The sequence below is a fragment of the Polaribacter sejongensis genome, assembly GCF_038024065.1.
GTDB lineage: Bacteria > Bacteroidota > Bacteroidia > Flavobacteriales > Flavobacteriaceae > Polaribacter > Polaribacter sejongensis.
This window is the reverse complement of the sequence record NZ_CP150667.1, coordinates 1,124,079-1,149,844: the sequence shown is the minus strand read 5'-3', so window position 1 is coordinate 1,149,844 and position 25,766 is coordinate 1,124,079. Positions and strand designations below refer to the sequence as shown.

Here is a 25,766-nt window from a genome sequence, read left to right as displayed (position 1 = left end):
CAAACACGTAAATTTGCACTATAATAAGAATGAAATGTTTGAATTGAGCAGCAAAATGAATGACGAAAGAATTGAAGAAATAGGAGAGAATCACGTTGGTACATCAGCCAAAACTCCATTAAGAGCAGATGCTTTTGATATAACTGATGAAGAAAAAATTGAAAGAATCCAACAGAGTGTTAAGGATATTTTAACCACTTTAGGTTTGGATTTAACAGACGATAGTTTACAAGGAACTCCTAAAAGAGTTGCTAAATCTTTTGTTAATGAACTTTTTATGGGATTAAACCCTAAAAATTTACCAAAAGCATCAACTTTTGATAATAATTACAATTATGGTGAAATGTTGGTAGAAAGAAATATCGTTGTATATTCTACCTGTGAACATCATTTATTGCCAATTATTGGTAGAGCACATGTTGCTTACATTTCTGATGGAAAAGTAATTGGACTTTCTAAAATGAATAGAATTGTAGAGTATTTTTCTAAGAGACCTCAAGTGCAAGAGCGTTTAACAATGCAAGTTGTACAAGCGATGCAAGAAGCTTTAGGTGTAGAAGATGTTGCTTGTGTTATTGATGCAAAGCACTTATGTGTTAACTCTAGAGGTATTAAAGATATCGAAAGCTCTACTGTTACTGCTGAGTTTGGAGGTAAATTTAAAGAAAAGGAAACGAAAAGAGAATTTTTAGAGTACCTAAAAATGAATACAAGTTTCGAATAAAACTATTATTTCTGTTTAAACAGAATTCTATAAATATTAAAAACCGTTTAGAGATTTTCTAAACGGTTTTTTGTGTTTAATATTTTTTAATTGATTCTAGAAATAATAAAAATGGAGGCTGTATTCTTAAAAATAAAAAAGTCCAAAGCTTTTAACTTTGGACTTCTTATTTATATACTAAAATAAATAGTTTATTTATTTACTACAACCCATTCTCCTTTTTCAATTAAAGGAATAGCTTGTTTAAATTTTACTTCTTTCTCTTCACCACTCATTACATTTTTAATTGTAACGCGCTCATTTCTTCCAACTTTAGGTTGTTCACGTACTATGGTTTCAACAGGTTCAGATTGTTTTTGACGAGAACTCTCTATAGCTTGTTCTGTAGAGTTTTGAACATCAGCTTTACTTGTATTTAAACTTTCTCTTTTTTGTTGACGTGCTTCTGAAATTTGATTCGCATCTTGACTAGGAAGCTCTCCTTTAAATAAGAAAGATAATACCTCTCTATTTATTTCATCAACAGTAGTTTTAAACAATTCAAAAGCTTCAAACTTGTAGATTAATAAAGGATCTTTTTGCTCATAAGATGCATTCTGAACAGATTGTTTTAAATCATCCATTTTACGTAAATGATCTTTCCAGTTTTCATCTATAATTGCTAACGTAATGTTTTTCTCGAAATCTGTAATTAAACTTTTTCCTTCACTTTCATAAGCATCTTTTAAGTTGGTTACAACTTGTAAAGATTTAGTACCGTCAGTAAAAGGAACTACAATACGCTCATAACGATCACCTTCATTTTCAAAAACATCTTTAATTACAGGGAATGCTAAAACGGCATTTCTTTCAATTTTGTTTTTGTAATGTTCTGTAACAAGATCGTATAATTTGTCTGTGATTTCTTTTTGTGAAAGTTTATCAAATTCTTCTTCTGTAAAAGGAGAAGTCATTGAAGAAAATTTAATCAATTCAAATTCAAAATTGTGGAAATTCTTAGCTGCTTTATTCGTATTCGTAATAGATTCGCAAGTGTCATAAATCATGTTTGCAATATCTACCTGTAAATGTTTACCATCTAATGCATGACGTCTTCTTTTATAAACAAACTCACGTTGAGCGTTCATAATATCATCATACTCTAACAAACGCTTACGAATACCGAAGTTATTTTCTTCTACTTTCTTTTGTGCTCTTTCAATAGATTTGGTAATCATAGAATGCTGAATTACTTCACCTTCTTTTAAGCCCATTCTATCCATCATTTTGGCAATTCTATCAGAACCAAAAAGACGCATTAAATTGTCATCTAAAGCAACATAAAATTGAGTAGACCCAACATCACCTTGTCTTCCTGCACGTCCACGTAACTGTCTATCTACTCGTCTAGAATCATGACGTTCTGTACCAATAATAGCTAAACCACCAGCATCTTTTACTTCTTTAGATAATTTAATATCGGTACCACGACCAGCCATGTTTGTTGCAATTGTAACAATACCAGGTTTACCAGCTTGCGCAACAACATCTGCTTCTCTTTTGTGTAATTTTGCATTTAAAATATTATGAGGAATCTTACGCATTTGTAACATTCTACCTAATAATTCTGAGATTTCTACAGAAGTTGTACCAACTAAAACAGGTCTATTTTGTTCAACTAGTTTTACGATATCTTCAATTACTGCATTGTATTTTTCACGCGCAGTTTTGTAAATTAAATCTTCCTTATCATCTCTTTGAATAGGTCTGTTTGTAGGGATTTCTACAACATCTAATTTGTATATTTCCCATAACTCACCAGCTTCCGTAATTGCTGTACCTGTCATACCAGACAGTTTTCTGTACATTCTAAAGTAATTCTGTAAGGTTACAGTAGCAAAAGTTTGAGTAGCATCTTCAATTTTTACATTTTCTTTTGCCTCAATTGCTTGGTGTAATCCGTCTGAATAACGACGACCATCCATGATACGACCTGTCTGCTCATCAACAATCATTACTTTGTTCTCCATAACCACATATTCAACATCTTTTTCAAAAACAGTGTATGCTTTTAAAAGTTGGTTCATGGTATGAATGCGTTCACTTTTTATGCTAAAGTCTTTATATAGTTCTTCTTTTTGAGCAGTTTTTTCTTCTTTACTACTTTCAGAATTATCTATTTCACCAATTTTTACTCCGATATCTGGTAATACAAAGAAGTTTTCATTTGCAGTTTTTTCTGATAAATCTGCGATTCCTTTGTCTGTTAAATCAATTTGATTATTTTTTTCTTCAACAACAAACCATAAGTCTTCATCTACTTGTGGCATTAATTTGTTGTTATCTTGCATGTAGTAGTTTTCTGTTTTCTGCAAGATTTGTTTATTTCCTTCTTGAGATAAAAACTTAATTAATGCTTTGTTTTTTGGTAAACCTCTGTAAACTCTTAATAATAAAAATCCTCCATCTTTATCGTTTCCTTCTGCGATTAATTTTTTAGCTTCAGCAAAAACACTAACTAAGTGATTTTTTTGTTTAGTAACGATTTCAGAAACTAAAGGTTTTAATTCGTTAAATTCATGTCTGTCTCCTTGTGGTACTGGTCCAGAAATAATTAACGGCGTTCTCGCGTCATCAATTAAAACAGAATCTACTTCATCAATAATTGCGTAGTTAGGTGCTCTTTGTACTAAATCGTCTTTAGAGCTAGCCATATTATCACGTAAATAATCGAAACCAAATTCGTTATTTGTACCATACGTAATGTCTGCATTATATGCTTTTCTACGCGCATCAGAATTTGGTTGATGATAATCGATACAGTCTGTTGTAAAACCATGAAACTCAAAAATTGGTCCCATCCACGCTTTATCACGTTTTGCTAAATAATCATTTACTGTTACTAAGTGAACTCCGTTACCAGTTAATGCATTTAAATAAACGGGAAGGGTAGAAACTAATGTTTTTCCCTCACCAGTCATCATTTCTGCAACTTTACCTTGGTGTAAAACAGATCCACCAATTAATTGAACATCATAATGAACCATGTCCCAAGTGACAGCTTTACCGGATGCATCCCAAGAATTTGCCCAAAAAGCTTTATCACCTTCTAAAGTAACGTTATCTCTTTCTGCAGATAATTCTCTATCAAAAGGAGATGCTGTAACTTCTACTTGCTCATTTTCTACAAAACGTTTTGCCGTTTCTTTTACTATAGCAAAAGCTTCTGGCATAATTTTAAGTAAAGTTTCTTCAGAAACTTTATATGCTTCATCTTTTAAAGCATCTATTTCAGTATAAATATCTTCTTGACGATCTATATCTGCTGTCTTAGCTTCTTCTTCTAATTCAGTAATTTTAGTATCAAACTCTTTTGTAGCAGTTTTTATCCTTTGCTTAAACTCGATGGTTTTGGCCCTTAAACCATCGTTAGAAAGTTTAGAAAATTCTATTTCGAATTTTTTTACATTTTCAACAACTGGTTGTAAAATTTTTAAATCTTTTTCTTGCTTATCACCAACAAAAAGTTTGATTACTGAATTTAAAATATTCATTTATTATGTTATTTTCAGTTAAATTAATAACTGCATTATAGTTCCGTATCAGGTTTTTTAAAAGCCTGAAAAATAGTTTTCTAGATTATAAGAAAACAAAAAAAAAGCCTCTTTAGAGACTTTTTATATTTAATTATTATGTTTAGTATTCATCCTCATTCCAAAGATAATCATCTTCGGTAGGATAATCTGGCCAAATTTCAACAATTGAGTCATACGCATCACCTTCATCTTCTATATCTTGTAGGTTTTCTACTACTTCTAAAGGAGATCCAGTTCTAATAGCGTAATCTATTAATTCGTCTTTGGTTGCTGGCCAAGGCGCATCTGCTAAATAAGATGCTAATTCTAATGTCCAATACATTTCTTAATGTTTAATTTTGTGCAAAAATAATTTTTTTACTGAATTATACAAGTCTTTTTTAAGAAATATATAGAGAAGTTATTCTTTCAATTTGTTAATATCTTAAAATTAATGCTTTAAGGATGAAATAAAATGAAAAACTTCTTTAAATCGATAAAAAAAGAACGTGTTAATTTTTTGTAGGAATCCATTTGATTTCCTCTACTGATAAGTCTTTGGACAACTTTCGTGCCAACGTAAAAAGGTAGTCAGAAAGTCGGTTTAAGTATTTTAGTATGTCAATATTAATGTTTTCTTGATCATTTAGTTCTACAACTAAGCGTTCTGCTCGTCTGCAAATACATCTTGCAATATGACAAAATGACACAGATTGATGTCCGCCAGGAAGAATAAAATGAGTCATTTGAGGGAGCTCTAAATCCATTTTATCAATTTCTTCTTCTAAAAACAGAATAGAAGCATCATCAATTTTTGGAATGTTGAGTCTCTCTTTTCCATTTTTTAAAGTTTCTTTTTCTGGAGGAGTTGCTAACATAGCACCCAAAGTAAATAATTCATTTTGAATTTTTAATAAAGATTCTTTAATAGAAACACTTATGTTTTGATCCTTTATTAATCCAATATAAGAATTTAGTTCGTCTACATTACCATAACTTTCTATACGTAAATTGTATTTTTTTACTCTAGTACCTCCAAAAAGAGCGGTTGTACCAGCATCACCAGTTTTTGTATATATTTTCATAATATTAGTTGCGGTTTTTCATTAAATCAAAGTTACAAAGTTTAAAAGGAGTGCTGTTTAAAATTAACACGATTTAACACTTTTAAAGAATTAGACTCTTATTTTAAAATGTTCTTTTTCCTGTTCTTTTCTGAAGAAAACAATTCCCCAGTAAAAAACATCAACGGTAACGGTTACTTTTTTGTGATTTTTAATTTCTGTCCAGGCTTCTTTCATTTCGTCACTCCAGTAAATATCATCAAAAATCCATACTGAATTATTAGTAACGGTATTTAAACAAGTATTAAAATAATGTAAGGTGTCTTTTTTTGTATGATTTCCATCAAAATAAATACAATCGAATTGTTGGTTTTTGACAGCTTTGGGTAAAGTTTCTTTAAAATCGCCAGTAATTATCTGAATGTTTTTATAATTATTTTTTAAAAATAAATTTTCAGCAATTTTACTAGTTTCTGGGCAACCTTCTAATGTTGTAATATTTGTTTTATTGTTTCCAATTTTAATTGCTGATGTACCTAAACCTAAAGAAGTACCAATTTCTAATAAATTATTATGTTTAAAATATTGAATTAAACGAATTAATAATTTAGCTTTTTTGTTTGATAAACCTGCAATTTTTGCAATTTTAGAAACTTGACGCTCATTATTTTTAAAAACTTTAGAACCTGCACCAAAATCTGTGACTTTTATCAAACTTTTGTTGTCTAATAGTTGTTGCTTCGTTTTATAAAATAATTGAACTAATATTGGGTCTGTTTTTTTGTAAAAACATTTGGTTATTAAATCATACACAAAAGGGGAGTGAACCCCATGTTGATTGGATGATTTTACGAGAAATTTTAAATATTTTGTTATCAAATAAATCATTTTTTATAAAAAACGAAAGTAAAATAAAATTATAGTAAACCACTTTTAAAAAGTATATTTGTGCATATTTATGATTAAAATTACAATGAGAAACCATTTTTTACTGCTCTTATTTATTCCTTTTCTTTTTTCGTGTATACCAGCTAAGGATATAATTTATCTACAAGGAGAGCCAATTGCAAAAAAAGAAATTAAAAGAATTAATAATATTCCTTACAAGTTACAGGTTGATGATATCTTAAATATAGATATAAAATCTAATGACGAGACTTTAGTATCCGTTTTTAAGAAACAATCTAGTAATTCTAATAATACAAATATAGATGAATCTCAAATATTTTTTAATGGTTATAGTATTGATAGTTATGGAAATATAAGAATGCCTACTTTAGGAGAAATTAATGTTTTAGGGTATACTGAGCTAGAGGTTCGAAAAAAAATAGAAAATGAATTAAAAAAATTCATTAAAACACAAGAAGAGCTTTTTGTTTCTGTAAAATTGGCTGGTATTAAGTATACAGCCATTGGAGAAATAGGAAATCCAGGTCCTAATATTATTTATCAAAATAAACTTTCCATTATAGATGCTATTTCTAGTTCTGGAGATATTACAGCTGTTGGTAATAGAAAAAGAGTTGAAATTATAAGAAACTCGATTACGGGGACAGAAAAATTCACAATTGATTTAACACAAATAAGCGCTTTTGATTCGGACGTATTTTATATCAAACCAAATGATATTATAAATGTTATTCCACTGAAACAAAAGACATGGGGAACAGGTACTACTGGTCTTGGAGCACTCACAACAATTGTTTCTTTATTTACATTAATAAGTACTACTTTTATTTTAGCAAGAAATTTATAGCGATTTATGGATAATTTTAATAAACTAGATAATAGTACTATTCAAAACAATATTGATGTTAAAGGTTATCTTTTTAAAGTTTTATCTTATTGGAAACTTTTTTTTGTAACTATTATTATTGCATTAATTGTTGCTAAATTTATGAATGACTATAAACCTAAAATTTATAGTCTTAACACAGTTATTTCTGTAAAAGAAGAAAATAATCCATTATTTTCTACCGGAACAAATATCGCTTTTAACTGGGGGGGAGCAAGTGATGCTGTAGAAACGATTAAAGTAGTCTTAACTTCTAGAACACATAATGAAAAAGTTGTTAAAAAATTAAATTTCTTTATAAATTATTTAAAAGAAGGAAGGTATAGGCTAGAAGATGTGTATGGACAGACACCTTTTATAGTTAATCTTAATACTAGCAAGCCTCAATTATATAATAAGCTTTTACAAGTAGAAATTACTGGAGAGAATACTTATAATTTGTCTTTTGATTTTAATGAATTAGGTACTAACCAATTAATTACATATGATTCTAGTGTAATAAGTAATTATAACTCTAATAAAACATCTTTTTCTAAAGAGTTTAAAATAGATGAAGAAGTAAATACTTCATTTTTAAATTTTTCACTTAAAAAAAATAATAAATTTAATATAGGAGAAAAATATTTTATTCAGTTTGTAAGTTTTGATGGCACCGTTGGGGCTAATAGGTCAATAAGTGTATCTGATATTACAAATGGGTCTTCGATGCTTCAGTTGTCTAAAGATGGTACAAATAAGAATAGAATTGTAGATTATTTAAACACAACCGTTTTTATTTTAGATAAAGACAAACAAGAGCAAAAGATTCTTTATGCTAAAAGAACAAAAGAATATATTGAAGTTTTATTTACAAAAGTAGAAGATAGTTTAAAGAGAATAGAGGAAGAGTTAGGGGTTTATAAAGAAAAAAATAATATTTACGATCTATCTGAAGAAGGGAGTGTTATTTTTGATCAAACAATTGACTTAGAAAAAGAAAAGAAAGGGATATTAGAATTTAATGACTATTTAAATAACTTAAGAAGTTATATAAGCTCACATGATTCTTTTGGAGAAAACGTACCTGTGCCTGCTTTAATATCTATTCAAGATATGAAAATTGCAGAAGAAATATCTATTCTTATACAGAAATCTAGCTTAAGAGAGAAATTAAGAGGTTCTGTAACAGATAGTCACCCAAGTATTGTAGTATTAAGCAATGAAATTAAGATTTCTAAAAATAATCTTTTAGAAAATATTTCAACATTAAAAGTAGTTAATAATAATAAACTTAATAAGTTAAGGTCTAATTTATCTAGTTATAAAAGTAAGTTAAAAAGATTACCTAAAACTGAACAAGGCTTATTAAAATTTGAGAAAAACTATGAAATTTCTGAAGCAAATTATAATTATTTGAAGCAAAAAAGTTATGAAGCTGGTACAGCGATAGCTGCAAATGTATCTGATGTTAAAATTATAGACACGGCTAAAGATTTAGGTAATGGACCTGTATACCCAATACCAAGTTTTAATTATTTAGTAGGATTAATGTTGGGAATTGTTTTTCCATTATTTTACATCATAACTAGAGAGGTTTTAGATAATAAAATTCACACAGCAGAAGATATTCAAAATAATTATGCAATTCCTGTTTTAGGTGTTGTAGGTAAAAACCATGGAAATAATAACCTAGCTGTTTTTAATAAACCAAAATCTTCTGTTTCAGAATCTTTCAGGGCGCTTAGATCTAATATTCAATTTTTGTTTAAGAATACAGATGCGGATAAATCAAAGACATTAGTTTTAACTTCTTCTGTAAGTGGAGAAGGGAAAACAATGATTTCTATAAATATGGCAACTGTTTTTGCTTTAAGCGGAAAGAAAACGGTATTAATAGGTTTAGATTTAAGAAAACCTAAAATTTATGATGATTTTGATTTAACCAATGACGTTGGTGTGGTAAATCATTTAATTAAGCAAAAGACATTAGATGAAATTATAATTAAGACTAAAGTACCAAACCTAGATCTTATTTTGTCTGGACCAATACCTCCAAATCCATCTGAATTATTACTGAATGAAACGGCAGATAAGATGATTAAAGATCTTCAAGAAAGATATGATTATGTTATTATTGATACACCGCCTGTTGGTTTAGTTTCAGATGCTTTAGAATTGTTTAAATATGGAGATGCTATTATTTATGTTATCCGTCAGGATTATTCCGAAAAGGGAATGATGAGAATGATAGATGATAAGTATAAAAATAAAGAAGTAACCAATATTAGTTATGTTTTAAACGACTTTTCTATAAAGAATAAATACGGTTATGGTTACGGCTATGGTTATGGCTACGGTTACGGCTATGGTTACGGAAAATACGGTAATGGCTATCATGAGGATGAAGACAATAAAGGCTTCTTCTCTAGAATATCTAGTTTATTTAAAAAGAATTAAAAATTCAAAAAGCATCGCTAATTCGATGCTTTTTTAGTTATATAAAAAAACTGAGAAGAAATTTCAGTTTTTTAGAGGAATTTAATAAGCTGTTTTATCTTGTTTTTCTGCCCATTTATTAAAAGGCTCTAATGCAATTTCTCTTCCTATTTGCTCAAAAGGAATACTTCTTTTCTCGTAAGGTAAAGGAATTTCTTTGTAGATAAATTCATCGTCAAAACCAATATTTGCAGCATCTTGCTGATTACTTCCATAAAAAACTTTGTCTGGTCTTGCCCAGTAAATCGCACCTAAACACATAGGACATGGCTCGCAAGAAGTATATATAATACAACCGTCTAACTGAAAAGAACCGATGTTTTTACAAGCATCTCTTATTGCAGTTACTTCTGCGTGTGCCGTTGGGTCGTTTGTAGAAGTTACTTTGTTGTTTCCACGACCAATTACTTTTCCGTCTTTTACAACAATACATCCAAAAGGACCTCCTTCGTTATTGTTCATTCCTTTTAAAGCCGCTTTTACAGCTTCGCTCATAAATTCTTCGTGTTTGTTCATCTTCATTTTCTTTTATTATGATTTACTTTGTTTAGCCAAAAAAAGCTGCATAAGTATGCAGCTTTTAGAGAATGTAAAATTAATATTTTTATTTTAAACCGCCAGTCATTTCTTCTGGTTTTACCCATTCGTCATATTGTTCTGGAGTTACATAGCCTAAACGAACAGCTTCTTCTTTTAAAGTTGTTCCGTTAGCGTGTGCTGTATTTGCAATTTCTGCAGATTTATAATACCCGATTTTAGTATTTAAAGCAGTAACTAACATTAAAGAATTATTTACCAATTCTGTAATTCTAGCATGATTTGGTTCTATACCAGCAGCACAATGTTCATCAAAAGATTTACAAACATCGCCAATTAATTGAGCCGATTGTAAAACATTAGCAGCCATTACAGGTTTAAAAACATTTAATTCATAATGTCCTTGAGCACCACCAATTGTTACGGCAACGTCATTACCCATAACTTGAGCAGCAACCATTGTCATAGCTTCACACTGTGTTGGGTTTACTTTACCAGGCATAATAGAAGAGCCTGGTTCGTTTGCAGGAATAATAATTTCTCCAATTCCAGATCTTGGTCCTGAAGCCATCATTCTAATATCGTTTGCAATTTTATTTAAAGAAACAGCAATTTGCTTTAACGCTCCATGCGTTTCTACTAAAGCATCATGTGCTGCTAAAGCTTCATATTTGTTTTCTGCTGTAATAAATGGCATTCCTGTAAATTGTGCAATATATTTTGCAACTAAAACATCATAACCTGCAGGTGTATTTAATCCTGTACCTACTGCTGTACCACCTAAAGCTAATTGAGATAAATGCTCTAATGTATTATTTAGCGCTTTTAAACCGAAGTTTAATTGTGCAACGTAACCAGAAAACTCTTGACCTAAAGTAAGTGGAGTAGCATCCATTAAATGTGTTCTACCAATTTTTACAACATCTTTAAAAGCTTCGGTTTTTGCTTTTAAAGTATCTCTTAATTGTGTAATTCCAGGAATAGTAGTTTCTATAATTTTTTTGTAAGCAGCAATGTGCATACCTGTAGGAAATGTATCGTTAGATGATTGCGATTTATTTACATCATCATTTGGCTGAATCACTTTTTCGCCTTCACCAATTACTTTTCCTGCAATTTCTTGCGCTCTGTTAGCAATTACTTCGTTCACATTCATGTTAGATTGTGTACCAGAACCTGTTTGCCAAATAACTAAAGGAAACTGGTCATCTAACTTTCCTTCTAAAATTTCATCACAAACTTGTGCGATTAAATCTCTTTTTTCTTCTGTTAAAACACCCAACTCTGTATTTGTATATGCAGCTGCTTTTTTTAGATATGCAAAACCATAAACAATTTCTAATGGCATAGAACCAGAAGCACCTATTTTAAAGTTGTTTCTAGAGCGTTCTGTTTGTGCACCCCAATATTTGTCTGCAGGAACTTCTACGTTTCCCATAGTGTCTTTTTCGATTCTATATTTCATAATTATAATGTAAATTTTAGATACACAAATTTACAAAAAACTATGATTACATAAAGTTGATATTTATCATTTTTAGATAACTAAAAAAAATGTTTTTTTGATGCCTATCTTTTAAAAATAAATATTATTTTTGCAATAATAATTTTACAAAATATACAAATGTTAGATTTTTCAGAATTTTCAGGATTGGTTTTATTTATGTTTATTTTTACAGCTGGTTTTTGGTTGTTAATATTCTTATTAACATTTGTGGTTCCTTACTGGATTGGTGGAACTATCTGGGAAAATATGAAGTTAAAGAAAGAAGCTAAAAAAGCTGCCGAAGGTAAGTAGTCTTTTTAAAACATATAATTAAAAAAAAACTCGTTCATTTATTTGAACGAGTTTTTTTTGGGCGTTACCACAAGGGGCGGGATTTCCGTTACAAGTCCTCGTTTTTTACAAAGGTAAAAACCTGTGGGCTTTTCACTAGAATCCCTAACGCGGGCAAACTTGCAAAACTTGTTGTAGTAACAAATAATTAGCAAATATGCCCGCGTTAGGGATTGAAGCAATTGTTTGAGCTCTTTTTTCTTTTTCAGAAAAAAAGCGAGTGCGGAAAGCCTGTTAAAACGCCCAAATACTTTTAAAATTCATCTCCGCCACCATCATCTTCTCTATTTCCAGCTGGTTTTCTATCTTTTTGGTTTTTACTCTGATTAAATCTGTAGGTAAAAGTTAAAGACACCTGGCGCATTCTTCTTTGAAATGTTTGGTCAGTAATATTTGTAGGGTTTTCTTTACTTGGAGCGTACCCAACAACTTGGTACTTTCTAGAGTTAAAAAGATCACTAACATTAAGTACTAAGGTACCTTTGTCTTTTAAAATATCTTTACTAAGTGCTATGTTTGTAGATAAAATACCTTCTCTCTCGCTTTGTGCATCGTTTTTTGGACCGTAATAAAAAACTCTTGTTTGAGATTGAATATCCCAAGGAAGTGTAATTTTAGCATCGAAACGCGTGAACCAAGAGTCATTTTTTGTATCAAAATTTTGAGTAATTGGTGTTAGGTTGCCATTATTAGGGTCTGTAACGTTGTAAGTGTATTCTCCTTCTGTTTCGAATTGATAGTAGTTAAAACTACCAGAAAAACGTACTTTTCTACTAGCGTTATAATTTGCTGTAAATTCGAAACCAGATCTGTCTTCTGAAGCTAAATTAATAGGTTGTCTAATAATTACATTGGTTTCTTTTCCGTTTACAAATCTAACATCTTGACTGTTAACTCTCGAGATATTGTTTGTTGAATGTTGGTAATAAATAGAGGAGTTTAAAGTTAATTTCCCCCAAGTATTTAAGTAACCTAAATCGAAAGAGTTTGTATATGTAGGGTCTAAGTCTACGTTTCCTTTAGAAAAAATAACTTCACTTTCTCTACTTTCAAATGGATTTAAATAGCGAGAGCTTGGTCTTCTTAATCTTTTGCTATATCCTAAGGTAAAACTTTGATCATCGTTTAATTCATACCCAAAGTTTACGGTTGGAAACAAATCTGTATAATTTTTATTGTAATTTTCATTGTTATTCAATAATTGAATATCAATGTTTGTAATTTCTGCTCTTAAACCTAATAAATAAGAAAACTTGTTAATTTTACTTCCAAATTGTGTGTAAAAAGCATTTACATTTTGAATGAATTCTAAGTTATTAGAAGGGTTGTATGCTGGGTCTAAATTAGGAGCGACAACTAAGTAATTTGACGATAAGTCTTGGAAACTACCACGATAACCTGCTTCAAATTGTGAGTTTTCACCGATTGGTAAAACGTAATCTGCCTGCACTAAATTGTCTATAGAAAGTTCGTTTGTTGTATTTGTTTCTGGATTTGTATCTGTAATTATTGCAAATTCATTTTCTGAACTAGCACTATGTTGTAGGTCTACAGTTAATTTTTGACCTTTATCATCTAAATTATTTGTGTAATTTAAAGAGAATTGAAGTGTTTGATCTTTTTCTGATTCATCTTGTATACGTAAAGAATTATATAAGTTGTTTTCGCTAGTATCAAAAGAACTAATGTTGTTTATAGAAACATTATCATTATTAGAGTCTCTCACAAAAATAGTACCTGTAATAGAACTTTTTTTGTTTAAGTAATACTCTAAACCAAAATTAGCATTAAAGCCTTTTCTTAATCTTTCGTTGTCTCTATTTTCTACTCTTATACTATCTACAACATTACCTGTTAAATAAGTAATATCAGAATCGTAAATACCAGGGCTTCTACTATTATTATAACCAAGGTTAGAAAAAACATTTATTTTTTCTGTACGTAAATTTAAATTTACACCAGCTTGGTAATTTTTAGGATCTCCGGCAGTAACATTTACAGAACCGTTAAAACCAGAAGCTTTTCCTTTTCTTAAAATGATGTTTAAAATTCCTGCAGTTCCTTCAGAGTCATATCTTGCAGATGGAGATGTAATTACTTCAACTCTTTCAATAGCATCAGAAGGCAATTGTTTTAAAGCATCTGCACCGCTTAAACCAACTAAAGCAGATGGTTTTCCGTCTATTAAAATACGTACGTTTTCACTACCTCTTAAACTAACAATTCCTTCGGGATCTACATCTACAGAAGGTACGTTGTCTAAAACATCAGAAGCAGAACCACCTTTTACAGTCATGTCTTTACCAACGTTATATATTTTTTTATCTAAACGAATATCTACCGTAGATTTTTCTGCTATAAAAACCACTTCATCTAAACTACTTGTGTCTTCGTAAAGTTTGATTGTTCCTAAATTTTTGTTTGATAAAATTTCTTGAACTGGATACTTAATAGTTTTAAAAGAAATAAATTCTACACTAATTTCGTACGTTCCTATTGGGTTTTTAATATTGAAACTACCTGTTTGATCTGTAATTCCCCCAGAAACTACTTGCGTTTCAGTGTTTTTTAAAACTACAGTAGCATATTCTAATGGTTGATTGGTATTTGCATCTACAACTTTACCTGTAATAGAAATAGTTTCATTACTAGGTTTTTGAGCTAGCAAATAGGTTGATGTTAATAGGCAAAGTAATAAGAGTGTAATTTTCTTCATAATTGTCTTTGAATCTTGTTATTTTAAGACAGCAAAGTTCTCTCTAAGTTTAATTAGAAGTAGTTAAAGAAAAGTTAAACAAAACACAAAAAAGTTAAGGTTAAATTATGGATTTAATATTTTCTGGAGGTCTGCCGATAACTGCTTTGTTATTATTGATAACAATTGGGCGTTCTATTAACTTTGGATACTCTATCATTGCTTTGATAACCTCCTTGTCAGATAACTCTTTTCCTTTGTAGTTTTCTTTCCATATTTTTTCTGTTTTTCTAACTAACTGAATAGGAGAGATGTCTAACATTTTAATAATTTCTGTTAGTTCTTTTTCTGTTGGAATTTCTTCTAAATATTTTACTATTTCGAATTCTTTCTTAGAGTTTTCTAAAATTTCTACCCCTTGTCTAGATTTAGAACAACGTGGGTTGTGGTATATTTTAATCATTATTTTTAAGTTTCAAAGTTTCAAAGTTTCAAAGTTTTGCTATTCGTTTGCAAATTAGTTTAGCCCTGATTGAAATGGCATCCTTTTTTTATTTTTCTTAAAAAAAGATATAATCTTTCGACTTAGCTCAAGATAAATTCCTAGTAGGAAATAGCTTCTAATAATTGTAATTTAAATAATTAAAAATCTAATCGCTTTTTTGTCCATTTAACATTAAATAAGACTTTAAAAACGGATTTATATCGCCATTCATTACATTGTCTACATTACCTGTTTCGTGACCAGTTCTTACATCTTTTACCAACTTATAAGGATGCATTACATAGTTTCTAATTTGGCTTCCCCATTCTGTTTTTAGCTTCCCAGATTCAATCTCATCTCTTGTGGCTTGTTGTTTTTGCAATTCAATTTCATATAATTGAGATTTTAGCATTTTTAATGCTGTTGCTCTATTATCGTGCTGAGAACGCGAGTTTGAGCAAGAAATCTGAATTCCGGTTGGTTTGTGCGTTAACTGAACTTTGGTTTCAACTTTGTTTACATTTTGTCCGCCAGCACCACTAGAACGCGCGGTTATAATTTCTATATCTGCCGGATTGATTTCTATTTCTATAGAATCATCGGCAACAGGGAAAACATAGACAGAACCAAAAGTGGTATGACGTTTTCCGTTAGAATCGAAAGGTGAAATACGTACCAATCTGTGTACACCATTTTCTCCTTTTAGCCAACCAAAAGCATAATCACCATCTATTTCTATGGTTATGGTTTTAATACCAGCTACATCACCTGCTTGGTAATTAAGTGTCTTTAATTTATAACCTTGCTTTTCTGCCCACATGGTGTACATTCTAGACAACATTTCTACCCAATCGCAACTTTCTGTTCCACCTGCACCTGCATTAATTTGTATGGTAGCAGATAATACATCTCCTTCGTCGGATAACATATTTTTAAACTCTAAATCTTCTAAAAATGTACTTGCTTTTTCAAATTGTTCTACAACTTCTGCTTCTTCAACTTCTCCTTCTTTATAAAACTCGTATAAGACATTTACATCTTCACTTAAAGTGATGGTTTTGTGATAGTCTTCTACCCAATTTTTCTTTAAGCGAAGCTCTTTCATAAAAAGCTCTGCTTCTTTAGGGTTGTTCCAAAAATCTGGATCTACCGTTTTCTCTTCTTCATTGGCAATTTCAATCAGTTTTTTATCAATCTCTAAATAAGATTTTAACTTTTCAATTCTTTCGGCAATATCTTTAAGTTGTTCTTGTGTAATCATAGGTTGAACAAAAATAAATGAATTTTTAAGAATTCTTGTTTTAAAAGATGATAGTTATTTTATAGATTTATCAAAAATTAGAATAAGTAATGATAATAGACTTAATTTCCGATACTGTTACCAAGCCAACAAAGGGAATGTTGGATGCAATGATGAATGCAAGAGTTGGTGATGATGTTTTTAAAATGGATCCAACAACGAATGCTTTACAAGAAAAAGCAGCTGAAATATTTGGAATGGAAGATGCCTTGTTTTTTCCTTCTGGAACCATGGCAAACCAAACAGCTATAAAATTACATACCCAACCTGGAGATAAATTAATCTGTGATAAATATGCACATGTTTATAATTACGAAGGTGGAGGAGCAGCTTTCAATTCTGGAGTAACTTGTAAGTTAATTGATGGTCAAAGAGGAATGTTTACAGCAGCACAATTACAAGAAGCTATTGCAGAAGGATTTGGTATTCATACGCCATTTGCAAGTTTGGTTTGTATAGAAAATACTACAAATAAAGGAGGAGGAGCTTGTTGGGATTTTTCTGAATTAGAAAAATTACAGAAAATATCGAAAGAAAATAATTTAGCTTTTCATTTAGATGGAGCACGTTTATTTAATGCCATGGTTGCAAAAAATGAAACTCCAAAACAATATGGCGAATTATTTGACACAATTTCTATTTGTTTGTCTAAAGGATTAGGTGCACCGATTGGTTCTATTTTATTAGGCTCTAAAGCACATATAGCAAAAGCTTTGCGCATTAGAAAGTTATTGGGTGGTGCAATGAGACAAGTCGGTTTTTTAGCTGCAGCCGGAATTTATGCTTTAGACAATCATGTAGAAAGATTGGCTGAAGATCATAAAAGAGCAAAAGAAATAGGTGTTGTTTTAGAATCGGTTTCTTATGTTACTAAAGTAGAACCGATAGAAACTAATATTGTAATTTTCTATGTTGATGCAAAAATAGGAGCAGAGAAGTTTATTAAAAAAATGGAGTCAAAAAACATTCTTTTAACGCCAATGGGCGAAGGAAGAATTAGAATTGTTACGCATTTAGATTACACAGCGGAAATGCATGAAATTCTTTTAAGAGAATTGAAAAACTTTTAAAAGTAAAAACGGACAATTGGTGAAAAAGCAGAGGCATAAACGCTTCTGCTGTCGTATAAAACATCATATCTTATACCAACAGCAAAACGACCAGTATTATAAGCTGCACCTAAATATAAGGCAGGAAAACTTGTTGATGTACTATTTGAGTTTTCTGAAATATTTGCAAAAGATTGTTCAAATTCTCCAGAAAGCTGAATACCTATATTAGGTATTTGGTATAAAGAAATAATACTCGCTCCATAAACATTAGTTTTTGTTGTTTCGTATTTACTATATATATAGGTTAAACCAGTTCCTAAAGCAAAACCATTGTCAAAATTATAAATGGCACTCGGAGAAATACCAATGGTAGTTTGCGAACCAAAACTCATACTTACACCACCACCAAACTGTACATTGTCCCAAAAATCAGTGTTTTCTTGAGAAAACATTGTAAAAGAGCAACTTAAAAATAAAAAGAGAACATATTTTTTCATAATACAAATTAATTAGGCTCGTCTAATTTAGCTAATTCTTTGTAATTTCTGTTTAATTTTTTTAATAAAATTCCATATAGCAATTGATAAAAGAGCCATAAGACACCTAATATTACCAATGTAATAACTAGAGTTAAGAGAATTATTAAAAATATTTGCTTGGTTTCTAAATCTTCAAACTTAAAATTTATTTCTGCTACCATTACAATAATCATCATTAATGCCATGTAACCTAAGTTAAATATCACATAGTTTCTTACTGTTTTTCTAGTTTTAAGAATTTTTTTCATCAACTTTTTAGTTGAATCAATGGTAGAAATACTTTTGTAATTCTTATAGAACATTACTAAAAAATAGAACAAAATTATATATGCTAAAACTTGAGAATAATAAACAAAATTCATTAATCCAATTTTTTCATATTCTAAATATGCTTCTTCCATATCTAAGAAAAAGTACATAGAATTTAAAATTACAAATTCTAAAATACCAATAATAAAGATCCATTTTACAATAGATGATGACTTAGATTTAGCCATTTTGTAGATATCAACAGACGAAAATTTATTTCCTTCTTCTGGTTGATTTTCCCACGTTTTTTTATATTTATCTAATAAATCCATGCTGTTATGGCTTTAAAATGTTTTTTAATTTCTCTTTTGCTCTATTCATTTTTACTCTTGCATTTACAGATGAAATCCCCAATGTTTCAGAAATTTCTTTGTAAGGTTTGTCTTCAAGATATAAAAATATCAACGCCTTGTCAATATCATTCAATTGATGAATCGCTTGGTACAGTGCTTTTAATTGTACCTCTTCTGTATCATCATAATCCGTCGCTTTTATTTTATAAGCAAAATCACTAATATCTTGTGTTTTAACTCTTCTTGTAGATTTTCTATACAACGAAATTGCTGTATTTAAAGCTACTCTATACATCCAAGTGCTAAATTTTGAATCTCCTCTAAACTTTGGGTAGTTTTTCCAAAGCTGAATGGTTATCTCTTGAAATAAATCATTATGAGCACTTTGGTTTGTAGTGTAAATTCTACAAATTTTATGAGCAATATTTTGATTTTCTTCAAAGTCCAATAAAAAATTTTTCTCTAAATCTTTTTGCACTTGTGTAAATTAGTTAGTTACCTATTAGTAGGGTAAAAGTATAAATTGTTACATTTTAAATAAAAAATATTTTATTCTTTGTTTTTTCTTTAACTTTGTTGAACTAAAAATAAAATACATTGAACAATATTAAATTGGATTTTACCATTAAAGACCTTGAAAATATTTCAGGAATAAAAGCACATACAATCCGTATATGGGAAAAGAGGTACAATCTTTTAGAGCCAAAAAGAAGCGAAACAAATATTCGTTTTTATTCAAATGAAGATTTACAGAAACTTCTAAATATTGTTTTATTAAATAATAATGATATTAAGATTTCTAAGATTTCAAAAATGTCTGATGAAGAGTTAATTTTGCAAACTAGAGCATTAGCTTTTGAAACATCTTTAAATGACGAATCTATTAATGCTCTAAAACTATCGATGTTTCAGTTTGATAAACGCTTGTTTAACAATGTTTATGAAAAGCTTTTAGAAGAAAAAACTTTTCAAGAAATTTTTCAAGAAGTCTTTATTCCTTTTTTAAATGATGTAGGTTTATTGTGGCAAACGGATACTTTAAAACCAGCTCATGAACATTTTATTTCTAATTTAATTGTTCAGAAAATTCTTATAAATACAGAAAAACTACAGTTCGATATTTCTGAATCAAGTAAAACGTATGTGTTGTTTTTGCCAGAAAATGAAATTCATGAAATTGGACTTTTATATTTAAATTACGAACTTGTTTTAAGAGGAGCTCATACCATTTACTTAGGGCAAAGTTTGCCTTTAAACAATTTGGATTATTTTTTAGAAAGTGATAATGAAATTTGTTTTATTACTTCTTTAACTATTAAACCATATGATGATAAAATAGAAGATTATTTTAAAGAAATAGATGTTATGATACGTAATTCAGGTAAAACATTTGTAGCTATTGGTCAGAAAGTAAATCAGGTTAAACACCTAGATTTAAGTCCACAAATTCACCTACATAACACTATAACTGATTTGTTAAAGGTGATATAATTTTATATTTTCAATTTTATGTTTAATAAAATTGTATATTTGTTAAACAAAATTAAAAATGAAGAAGAAAATTTATATAATAGGATCGGGTTTTTCTGCTTTATCAGCTTCTTGTTATTTAGCAAAAGCAGGTTATGAAGTTATTATTTTAGAGAAAAACGATACTTTAGGAGGAAGAGCAAGACAGTATAAAAAAGATGGTTTTACTTTTGATATTGGGCCATCTTGGTATTGGATGCCAGATGTGTTTGAGCGTTTTTTTGCTGATTTTGATAAAAAACCATCTGATTATTATACGCTGGATAAATTAAATCCTGGTTACGAAGTTTATTTCGGAGAAAATTCATCCGTTAAAATAGCCAGCGAATTAAAAGAAATTTATCAACTTTTTGAAGATGAAGAAAAAGGAAGTGCTAAGCATTTAAAAACTTTTTTAGATTCAGCAAAATCTAATTATGATACTGCCATAAAAGATTTGGTATATCAACCAGGAGTTTCTCCTTTAGAATTGGTAAATACAACAACTATTGCAAGAGTTTCTCAGTTTTTTTCAACCATAAGAAAACAAGTTAGAAAAGATATAAAAAGTGAAAAATTAATTAAGATATTAGAATTTCCTGTTTTGTTTTTAGGAGCAAAGCCTAATAATACACCTGCATTTTATAATTTTATGAATTATGCAGATTTCGGATTAGGAACTTGGCACCCAAGAGGAGGGATGTATACCGTTATAGAAGGTATGGTTTCTTTGGCTAAAAGTTTAGGAGTAACGTTTAAAACGAATGCCAATGTTGAAAAAATTATAACTGATACTTCTAAAAATGTAACGGGTTTATTGGTAAATGGAAAAGAAATTAAAACGGATTTAGTTTTAAGTGGAGCAGATTATCATCATACTGAAACTTTGTTAGATAAAAATGTGAGACAGTATTCTGAGCGTTATTGGGAGAAAAAAACCTTTGCTCCATCTTCTTTATTGTTTTATGTTGGTTTTGATAAAAAAATTGAAAATGTTAGTCATCATACGCTGTTTTTTGATACCGATTTTGATGCTCACGCAAAAGAGATTTATGATGATCCGCAATGGCCAACAGATCCTCTCTTTTATGCAAATTTCACTTCTATTACAGATAAAACTTCTGCACCAGAAGGTAAAGAAGCTGGTTTTTTCTTAATTCCTTTAGCTCCCGGAATAGAAGATACAGAAGAACTAAGAGAAGAATATTTCCATAAAATTATGGATAGATTTGAGGCATTAACAAATCAAGAAGTAAAAAAATATGTGTTGTTTAAAAAGTCTTTTTGTGTAGATGATTTTAAAAGTGAATACAACTCTTACAAGGGAAATGCATACGGAATGGCAAATACACTTTTACAAACTGCTTTTTTAAGACCAAAAATAAAAAGTAGTAAAATAAAAAATTTGTATTTTACAGGGCAGTTAACTGTTCCAGGTCCTGGAGTTCCACCAGCTTTAATATCTGGAAAAATTGCATCAGAATTAATCTTTAAAAATCAACTATAATTATGAAAGAACTATTTGATAGCGTTTCTAGTGAATGCAGTAAGTTGGTTACAAAAAAATACAGCACTTCTTTTTCTTTGGCTGTAAATATGTTGTCTCCAAAAATTAGAACAGATATTTATAATATTTATGGTTTTGTACGTTTTGCAGATGAAATTGTAGATTCTTTTCATGATTATAATAAGGAACTTTTAATGGAACATTTTGAAAGAGATTATTATCTAGCAAAAGAGCTTGGTATTAGTCTAAATCCCATTTTAAATTCTTTTCAGCAAACGGTTCTTAAATATAAAATACCAGATGAAATGGTGCAAGCCTTTTTAAAAAGTATGAAAGCAGATTTGTTTAAAACAGAATATCAAACTAAAGAAGAATATGATGCGTATATTTATGGTTCTGCAGATGTAGTTGGGTTAATGTGCTTAAAGGTTTTTGTTGATGGTGATGATAAAAGATTTAATGAGTTAAAGGATGCTGCAATGCGTTTGGGGTCTGCTTTTCAAAAAGTAAATTTTTTACGTGATTTAAAAGATGATTTTGAAGTGTTGAATCGTTCTTATTTTCCTAATATAAATTTAGGGGAATTAGATGCATCTTCTAAACAGTTAATTATTGATGAAATAGAAGCAGATTTTGAATTTGCATACCAAAACGGAATTCTTAAATTACCAGTTGAAGCTAAGTTTGGTGTTTATATGGCATATCGATATTATAAAAGACTGCTTAAGAAGTTAAAAGATGTTCCGTCAGAAAAAATTATGGATACTAGAATTCGTATATCGAATCCGATGAAAATAAATTTGTTAGCTAGAAGTTACGTAAAATATAAATTAAACATTATTTAATGATCTTTGTTCTAATTACTTTGGGTGTTTTTCTTTTTATGGAATGCGTTACATGGGTTACTCATAAATTTGTGATGCATGGTTTTGGTTGGTATTTACACGCAGATCATCATCAGCCAAAATACCAAGGTGTATTCGAAAAAAACGATGCTTATTTTATTGTTTTTGCCATACCTAGTATTTTACTTTTTTACTTTGGTACGTATACAGAATATACGTTCTTGTTTTTTATTGGACTCGGAATTCTGTTTTACGGAATAGCCTACTTTTTAGTACACGATGTTTTAATTCACCAACGTTTTAAATGGTTTAAACATACTAATAATCGTTATTTAAGAGGTTTGAGAAAAGCGCATAAAATGCATCATAAGCATTTAGGAAAAGAAGAAGGAGAATGTTTTGGAATGTTATTTGTACCTTTTAAATATTTTAAAAAACCAAAACTTTAAGGTTTAAAAATTCACTAATTTCTTCAATTTTTACTAAACACACCATTATATCTCTATTTTGAATTATTACGACTACATAATTGTTGGAGGAGGAGCATCTGGACTAATGATGGCTTATAGGATGTCTAAAGATTCTTTTTTTGATGACAAATCTATATTGATTGTAGACGAAGTAAAAAAGCAAGTTAACGATAAAACTTGGTGTTATTGGGAAGAACAAGATGGAGAATGGAATGATATTTTAACTACTTCTTGGAAAAATATTGTGTTTAAGAGTGCTATTTATAACAAGGTAGAAAGTATTGCTCCTTATCAATATAAAATGATTCGTAGTAAAGATTTTTATCTAAAAATATGGAATCAAATAGCATTAAAAACAAATATTTCCTTTCTTGAAGAAAGTGTTATTAATATTAATCAACTATCCTCCGAGGCAGAAGTAATTACAGAAAATAAGGTTTTAAAAACACTAACTGTACTTAATAGTATTTTGAGTGATGATTATAAAAAACAGTCTAAATATCCTGTTTTAAGACAACATTTTGTTGGTTTTTTTATACAAACAGAAGAAGATTCTTTTGATGATAGTGCAGCAACTTTTATGGATTTTACGGTTGCACAAAAAGGAAATACACGTTTTATGTATATACTTCCTTACAGTAAAAAAGAAGCATTGTTTGAGTACACCTTGTTTTCTAAAGATTTATTAGCTTATAATATTTATAAAACTGAAATAGAAAAATATCTACAAAGTAAAAATATTATCAATTATAAAATTATTGAAACAGAGCAAGGTTTAATACCAATGACCTGTTATAAATTTTGGAATAAAAACTCTAAAAACATTATTCATATTGGTACTGCAGGTGGTTGGTCTAAAGCAAGTACAGGTTTTACTTTTAATAATATCAATAAAAAAACAATCCTTTTAACCAATCATTTAAAACAAAATAAACCATTACCAAAATTTCATAAAATAAATAAATTCTGGTTTTATGATTTATTGTTATTAGATATTTTAAGTGAAAAAAACCATATAGGATCTTTTCTTTTCTCAAATTTATTTAAACGTTCTTCACCTAAAAAAATATTAAAATTTTTAGATGAAGAAACTTCTGTTTTTGAAGATTTACAAGTGATACTTAAAATGCCTCCAAAACATTTTATCATAGCACTTTTTAAAAGAATTTTATAACTTAAGATCTATTTAAAACTTTTGTCGAACACTTCTTTCATTACAGAGTAAGAAGTAGATGCTCCTGGTGAAGCGCCTAAAAGAGCAGCAATTGTTTTATCTTCAGAAATTATTATTTCTGTTCCAAATTCTAATTTACCAAACCCTTTTTTATTTCTTTTTATAATTTGAACACGTTGTCCAGCAATTACAGTTTTCCAATCGTCATTATTTGCTTCAGGATAAAAAGCTCTTAATTCTTCCATTCTGTCTTTAAAAGATAATCTTACTTGTTTTATTAAGTATTTTACAAGTGGTAAATTTTGGTAACCAGCACCTAATAAACTCATAATATTATCAAACTCTACAGATCTAGGTAAATCGAACATAGAACCGTGTTTTAAGAATCTAGTTGTAAAGCCCGCAAAAGGACCAAATAACAATTCTTTTCTACCGTTAATCATTCTAGAATCCATGTGAGGAACAGACATTGGTGGTGCACCACGTCCTGCTTTACCGTATGCTTTTGCGTTATGCTTTTCTATAATTTCTGGATTGGTACAACGTAACCATAGACCACTTATAGGAAAACCTCCATAGCCTCTTGCTTCTTTTATATTTGCTTTCTCTAATAAAGGCAATGTACCTCCACCAGCTCCAATAAAAAGATATTTAGAGGCAAGCATCCAGCTTTTAACAACGTTTTGCCCTTTTATTGTTACTACCCAATTACGTCTTTTAGACTTTTGTATGTTGTTAACGTTACTATGATTTAATAACTCTACGTTGTCTTGTTTTTTTAAGTAACGAAATATTTGTTCTGCAATTTCACCAAAGTTAACATCATATCCTTTTTCAAAAAAGGTAGCAGCAATTTCTTCTTTATCTGCTCTTCCTTCCATCATTAAAGGGAGCCATTTTTTTACTTGTTCTTTATCTTTAGAGAAAAGCATTCCTTTAAATTGAGGGTTATCTTTTATAACCTCATAACGCTTTTCTAAAAAAGCAACGTCTTTTTTTCCTCTAACAAAACTAAGATGTGGAACTTCGCTTATACATTTTGATAAATTGTTGATATAGCCTTTTTCTTCACAGTCTTTCCAAAAATTATAAGTTTCTGTAAATTGCTCCGAAATACTGATGGCTTTTGTAATATCTACAACACCTTTTTTTTCTGGAGTGTAATTCAATTCACAATTCCCAGCATGTCCAGTACCTGCATTATTCCAAGCCTCAGAACTTTCTTGGGCTATTGTAGGTAGCTTTTCTATGATGGTTATTTTCTTCCCAGGAAATTTTTCAAAAAGTAAGATGGCTAATGTTGCAGACATGATACCACCTCCAATAAGTACAAATTCGGAATGTTTTACAGATGAAATTTTTGGCATTTTTTTTATTTTAAGAGCACAAAGATACTTGTTTCTTGAGGTTTTTAAAACTGATTTTTGTTGAGATTTTAGTAATTTTTATATAGTTAAATTATATAATACATAAATAAATCGCTTATATAAAAATATTTTGAAATTTATATTGAAGGTATGGGTTCTTTATAGTCCATTTTAAAGATTTAATAGTACGAAATTGAAAAATAAATGGACGCTCTTTTTTCCAAATAGAATAAAGC

The 25,766-nt window shown here is 29.6% G+C and carries 23 protein-coding genes; 10 read left to right on the top strand and 13 right to left on the bottom strand.

Features of this window, described 5'->3' with window-relative positions; genetic code table 11:
• The first annotated feature begins 55 nt into the window (after positions 1-55).
• Positions 56-724: a GTP cyclohydrolase I FolE gene (gene folE / locus WHD08_RS04695; RefSeq protein ID WP_240915486.1), complete on the top strand. Its 669-nt coding sequence runs from the start codon at positions 56-58 to the stop codon at positions 722-724.
• A 191-nt stretch (positions 725-915) separates the two neighbouring features.
• Here the strand turns inward: folE and secA are convergent, their stop codons facing one another.
• The 4 genes from secA to WHD08_RS04675 all read right to left on the bottom strand — a co-directional run bounded on the left by secA (position 916) and on the right by WHD08_RS04675 (position 6,056).
• The gene (gene secA / locus WHD08_RS04690; RefSeq protein ID WP_165733469.1) at positions 916-4,257 is read right to left on the bottom strand and encodes a preprotein translocase subunit SecA; all 3,342 of its coding nucleotides are present in this window, start codon (positions 4,255-4,257) and stop codon (positions 916-918) included.
• Positions 4,258-4,399: 142 nt separating this feature from the next.
• The gene (locus WHD08_RS04685) at positions 4,400-4,621 is read right to left on the bottom strand and encodes a DUF2795 domain-containing protein (RefSeq protein ID WP_065318236.1); all 222 of its coding nucleotides are present in this window, start codon (positions 4,619-4,621) and stop codon (positions 4,400-4,402) included.
• Between the two features lie 169 nt (positions 4,622-4,790).
• Positions 4,791-5,363: a cob(I)yrinic acid a,c-diamide adenosyltransferase gene (locus WHD08_RS04680; RefSeq protein ID WP_208889045.1), complete on the bottom strand. Its 573-nt coding sequence runs from the start codon at positions 5,361-5,363 to the stop codon at positions 4,791-4,793.
• Between the two features lie 90 nt (positions 5,364-5,453).
• Positions 5,454-6,056: a class I SAM-dependent methyltransferase gene (locus tag WHD08_RS04675; protein WP_340833527.1), complete on the bottom strand. Its 603-nt coding sequence runs from the start codon at positions 6,054-6,056 to the stop codon at positions 5,454-5,456.
• Between the two features lie 259 nt (positions 6,057-6,315).
• Here WHD08_RS04675 and WHD08_RS04670 point away from each other — a divergent pair, with 259 nt between their 5' ends.
• Positions 6,316-7,098 (top strand): polysaccharide biosynthesis/export family protein, encoded by a 783-nt coding sequence (locus tag WHD08_RS04670; protein WP_340833526.1) that lies wholly within the window; start codon positions 6,316-6,318, stop codon positions 7,096-7,098.
• A 6-nt stretch (positions 7,099-7,104) separates the two neighbouring features.
• Positions 7,105-9,573, top strand: a complete 2,469-nt coding sequence (locus WHD08_RS04665) for an exopolysaccharide transport family protein (RefSeq protein ID WP_208889047.1) — start codon at positions 7,105-7,107, stop codon at positions 9,571-9,573.
• Positions 9,574-9,654: 81 nt separating this feature from the next.
• On the opposite strand, the gene WHD08_RS04660 is transcribed toward WHD08_RS04665, so the two are convergent.
• Both WHD08_RS04660 and fumC read right to left on the bottom strand, forming a co-directional pair.
• Positions 9,655-10,128 (bottom strand): nucleoside deaminase, encoded by a 474-nt coding sequence (locus WHD08_RS04660; RefSeq protein ID WP_208889048.1) that lies wholly within the window; start codon positions 10,126-10,128, stop codon positions 9,655-9,657.
• An 88-nt stretch (positions 10,129-10,216) separates the two neighbouring features.
• A complete protein-coding gene (gene fumC / locus WHD08_RS04655; RefSeq protein ID WP_208889049.1) occupies positions 10,217-11,614 on the bottom strand; it encodes a class II fumarate hydratase in 1,398 nt (465 codons plus the stop codon).
• Between the two features lie 159 nt (positions 11,615-11,773).
• Here fumC and WHD08_RS04650 point away from each other — a divergent pair, with 159 nt between their 5' ends.
• Positions 11,774-11,947, top strand: a complete 174-nt coding sequence (locus tag WHD08_RS04650; RefSeq protein WP_165733463.1) for a hypothetical protein — start codon at positions 11,774-11,776, stop codon at positions 11,945-11,947.
• A gap of 292 nt (positions 11,948-12,239) precedes the next feature.
• On the opposite strand, the gene WHD08_RS04645 is transcribed toward WHD08_RS04650, so the two are convergent.
• The 3 genes from WHD08_RS04645 to prfB all read right to left on the bottom strand — a co-directional run bounded on the left by WHD08_RS04645 (position 12,240) and on the right by prfB (position 16,426).
• Positions 12,240-14,702 (bottom strand): TonB-dependent receptor domain-containing protein, encoded by a 2,463-nt coding sequence (locus tag WHD08_RS04645; protein ID WP_208889050.1) that lies wholly within the window; start codon positions 14,700-14,702, stop codon positions 12,240-12,242.
• 100 nt (positions 14,703-14,802) lie between these two features.
• Positions 14,803-15,144 carry an arsenate reductase (glutaredoxin) gene (arsC, locus tag WHD08_RS04640; RefSeq protein WP_208889051.1) on the bottom strand — a complete coding sequence of 114 codons (342 nt, stop codon included), beginning with the start codon at positions 15,142-15,144 and terminating at the stop codon, positions 14,803-14,805.
• Positions 15,145-15,331: 187 nt separating this feature from the next.
• Positions 15,332-16,426, bottom strand: coding sequence for a peptide chain release factor 2 (gene prfB, locus WHD08_RS04635; protein ID WP_208889052.1), 1,095 nt, complete (start codon positions 16,424-16,426; stop codon positions 15,332-15,334).
• Between the two features lie 89 nt (positions 16,427-16,515).
• On the opposite strand from prfB, the gene WHD08_RS04630 reads away from it, so the two are divergent.
• Positions 16,516-17,535: a threonine aldolase family protein gene (locus WHD08_RS04630; protein WP_165733459.1), complete on the top strand. Its 1,020-nt coding sequence runs from the start codon at positions 16,516-16,518 to the stop codon at positions 17,533-17,535.
• Here WHD08_RS04630 and WHD08_RS04625 read toward each other — a convergent pair.
• Genes WHD08_RS04625 through WHD08_RS04615 form a run of 3 tightly spaced genes read right to left on the bottom strand, consistent with a single transcriptional unit; the run spans position 17,532 to position 19,136 of the window.
• Positions 17,532-18,014, bottom strand: coding sequence for a hypothetical protein (locus WHD08_RS04625; protein ID WP_165733458.1), 483 nt, complete (start codon positions 18,012-18,014; stop codon positions 17,532-17,534). The genes WHD08_RS04630 and WHD08_RS04625 overlap by 4 nt on opposite strands.
• 8 nt (positions 18,015-18,022) lie before the next feature.
• Positions 18,023-18,637 (bottom strand): hypothetical protein, encoded by a 615-nt coding sequence (locus tag WHD08_RS04620; protein ID WP_340833523.1) that lies wholly within the window; start codon positions 18,635-18,637, stop codon positions 18,023-18,025.
• 4 nt (positions 18,638-18,641) lie between these two features.
• Positions 18,642-19,136, bottom strand: a complete 495-nt coding sequence (locus WHD08_RS04615; RefSeq protein WP_165733456.1) for an RNA polymerase sigma factor — start codon at positions 19,134-19,136, stop codon at positions 18,642-18,644.
• 119 nt (positions 19,137-19,255) lie between these two features.
• Between WHD08_RS04615 and WHD08_RS04610 the strand changes: the two genes are divergently transcribed.
• From WHD08_RS04610 to WHD08_RS04590, 5 genes are read left to right on the top strand one after another with little or no spacing between them, the layout of a single operon-like run.
• A complete protein-coding gene (locus WHD08_RS04610) occupies positions 19,256-20,149 on the top strand; it encodes a MerR family transcriptional regulator (protein WP_165733455.1) in 894 nt (297 codons plus the stop codon).
• Positions 20,150-20,207: 58 nt separating this feature from the next.
• A complete protein-coding gene (locus WHD08_RS04605; protein WP_208889053.1) occupies positions 20,208-21,674 on the top strand; it encodes a phytoene desaturase family protein in 1,467 nt (488 codons plus the stop codon).
• 2 nt (positions 21,675-21,676) lie between these two features.
• Positions 21,677-22,519, top strand: a complete 843-nt coding sequence (locus WHD08_RS04600) for a phytoene/squalene synthase family protein (protein ID WP_208889054.1) — start codon at positions 21,677-21,679, stop codon at positions 22,517-22,519.
• Positions 22,519-22,968: a sterol desaturase family protein gene (locus tag WHD08_RS04595; RefSeq protein ID WP_165733452.1), complete on the top strand. Its 450-nt coding sequence runs from the start codon at positions 22,519-22,521 to the stop codon at positions 22,966-22,968. The genes WHD08_RS04600 and WHD08_RS04595 overlap by 1 nt, the downstream gene beginning before the upstream one ends.
• Positions 22,969-23,026: 58 nt before the next feature.
• Positions 23,027-24,163 carry a lycopene cyclase family protein gene (locus WHD08_RS04590; RefSeq protein ID WP_208889055.1) on the top strand — a complete coding sequence of 379 codons (1,137 nt, stop codon included), beginning with the start codon at positions 23,027-23,029 and terminating at the stop codon, positions 24,161-24,163.
• Positions 24,164-24,171: 8 nt separating this feature from the next.
• On the opposite strand, the gene mqo is transcribed toward WHD08_RS04590, so the two are convergent.
• A complete protein-coding gene (mqo, locus tag WHD08_RS04585) occupies positions 24,172-25,530 on the bottom strand; it encodes a malate dehydrogenase (quinone) (RefSeq protein WP_208889056.1) in 1,359 nt (452 codons plus the stop codon).
• Positions 25,531-25,766: the final 236 nt, after the last annotated feature.

Excerpts from the sequence above, each read along its gene's own strand:
- WHD08_RS04645 (WP_208889050.1), bottom strand. The coding sequence starts at position 14,702 with ATGAAGAAAATTACACTCTTATTACTTTGCCTATTAACATCAACCTAT.
- secA (WP_165733469.1), bottom strand. The coding sequence starts at position 4,257 with ATGAATATTTTAAATTCAGTAATCAAACTTTTTGTTGGTGATAAGCAA.
- WHD08_RS04600 (WP_208889054.1), top strand. The coding sequence starts at position 21,677 with ATGAAAGAACTATTTGATAGCGTTTCTAGTGAATGCAGTAAGTTGGTT.
- WHD08_RS04605 (WP_208889053.1), top strand. The coding sequence starts at position 20,208 with ATGAAGAAGAAAATTTATATAATAGGATCGGGTTTTTCTGCTTTATCA.
- WHD08_RS04680 (WP_208889045.1), bottom strand. The coding sequence starts at position 5,363 with ATGAAAATATATACAAAAACTGGTGATGCTGGTACAACCGCTCTTTTT.
- WHD08_RS04625 (WP_165733458.1), bottom strand. The coding sequence starts at position 18,014 with ATGAAAAAATATGTTCTCTTTTTATTTTTAAGTTGCTCTTTTACAATG.
- mqo (WP_208889056.1), bottom strand. The coding sequence starts at position 25,530 with ATGCCAAAAATTTCATCTGTAAAACATTCCGAATTTGTACTTATTGGA.
- prfB (WP_208889052.1), bottom strand. The coding sequence starts at position 16,426 with ATGATTACACAAGAACAACTTAAAGATATTGCCGAAAGAATTGAAAAG.
- WHD08_RS04660 (WP_208889048.1), bottom strand. The coding sequence starts at position 10,128 with ATGAACAAACACGAAGAATTTATGAGCGAAGCTGTAAAAGCGGCTTTA.
- WHD08_RS04685 (WP_065318236.1), bottom strand. The coding sequence starts at position 4,621 with ATGTATTGGACATTAGAATTAGCATCTTATTTAGCAGATGCGCCTTGG.
- WHD08_RS04665 (WP_208889047.1), top strand. The coding sequence starts at position 7,105 with ATGGATAATTTTAATAAACTAGATAATAGTACTATTCAAAACAATATT.
- arsC (WP_208889051.1), bottom strand. The coding sequence starts at position 15,144 with ATGATTAAAATATACCACAACCCACGTTGTTCTAAATCTAGACAAGGG.
- folE (WP_240915486.1), top strand. The coding sequence starts at position 56 with ATGAATGACGAAAGAATTGAAGAAATAGGAGAGAATCACGTTGGTACA.
- WHD08_RS04595 (WP_165733452.1), top strand. The coding sequence starts at position 22,519 with ATGATCTTTGTTCTAATTACTTTGGGTGTTTTTCTTTTTATGGAATGC.
- WHD08_RS04650 (WP_165733463.1), top strand. The coding sequence starts at position 11,774 with ATGTTAGATTTTTCAGAATTTTCAGGATTGGTTTTATTTATGTTTATT.
- WHD08_RS04670 (WP_340833526.1), top strand. The coding sequence starts at position 6,316 with ATGAGAAACCATTTTTTACTGCTCTTATTTATTCCTTTTCTTTTTTCG.
- WHD08_RS04630 (WP_165733459.1), top strand. The coding sequence starts at position 16,516 with ATGATAATAGACTTAATTTCCGATACTGTTACCAAGCCAACAAAGGGA.
- WHD08_RS04620 (WP_340833523.1), bottom strand. The coding sequence starts at position 18,637 with ATGGATTTATTAGATAAATATAAAAAAACGTGGGAAAATCAACCAGAA.
- fumC (WP_208889049.1), bottom strand. The coding sequence starts at position 11,614 with ATGAAATATAGAATCGAAAAAGACACTATGGGAAACGTAGAAGTTCCT.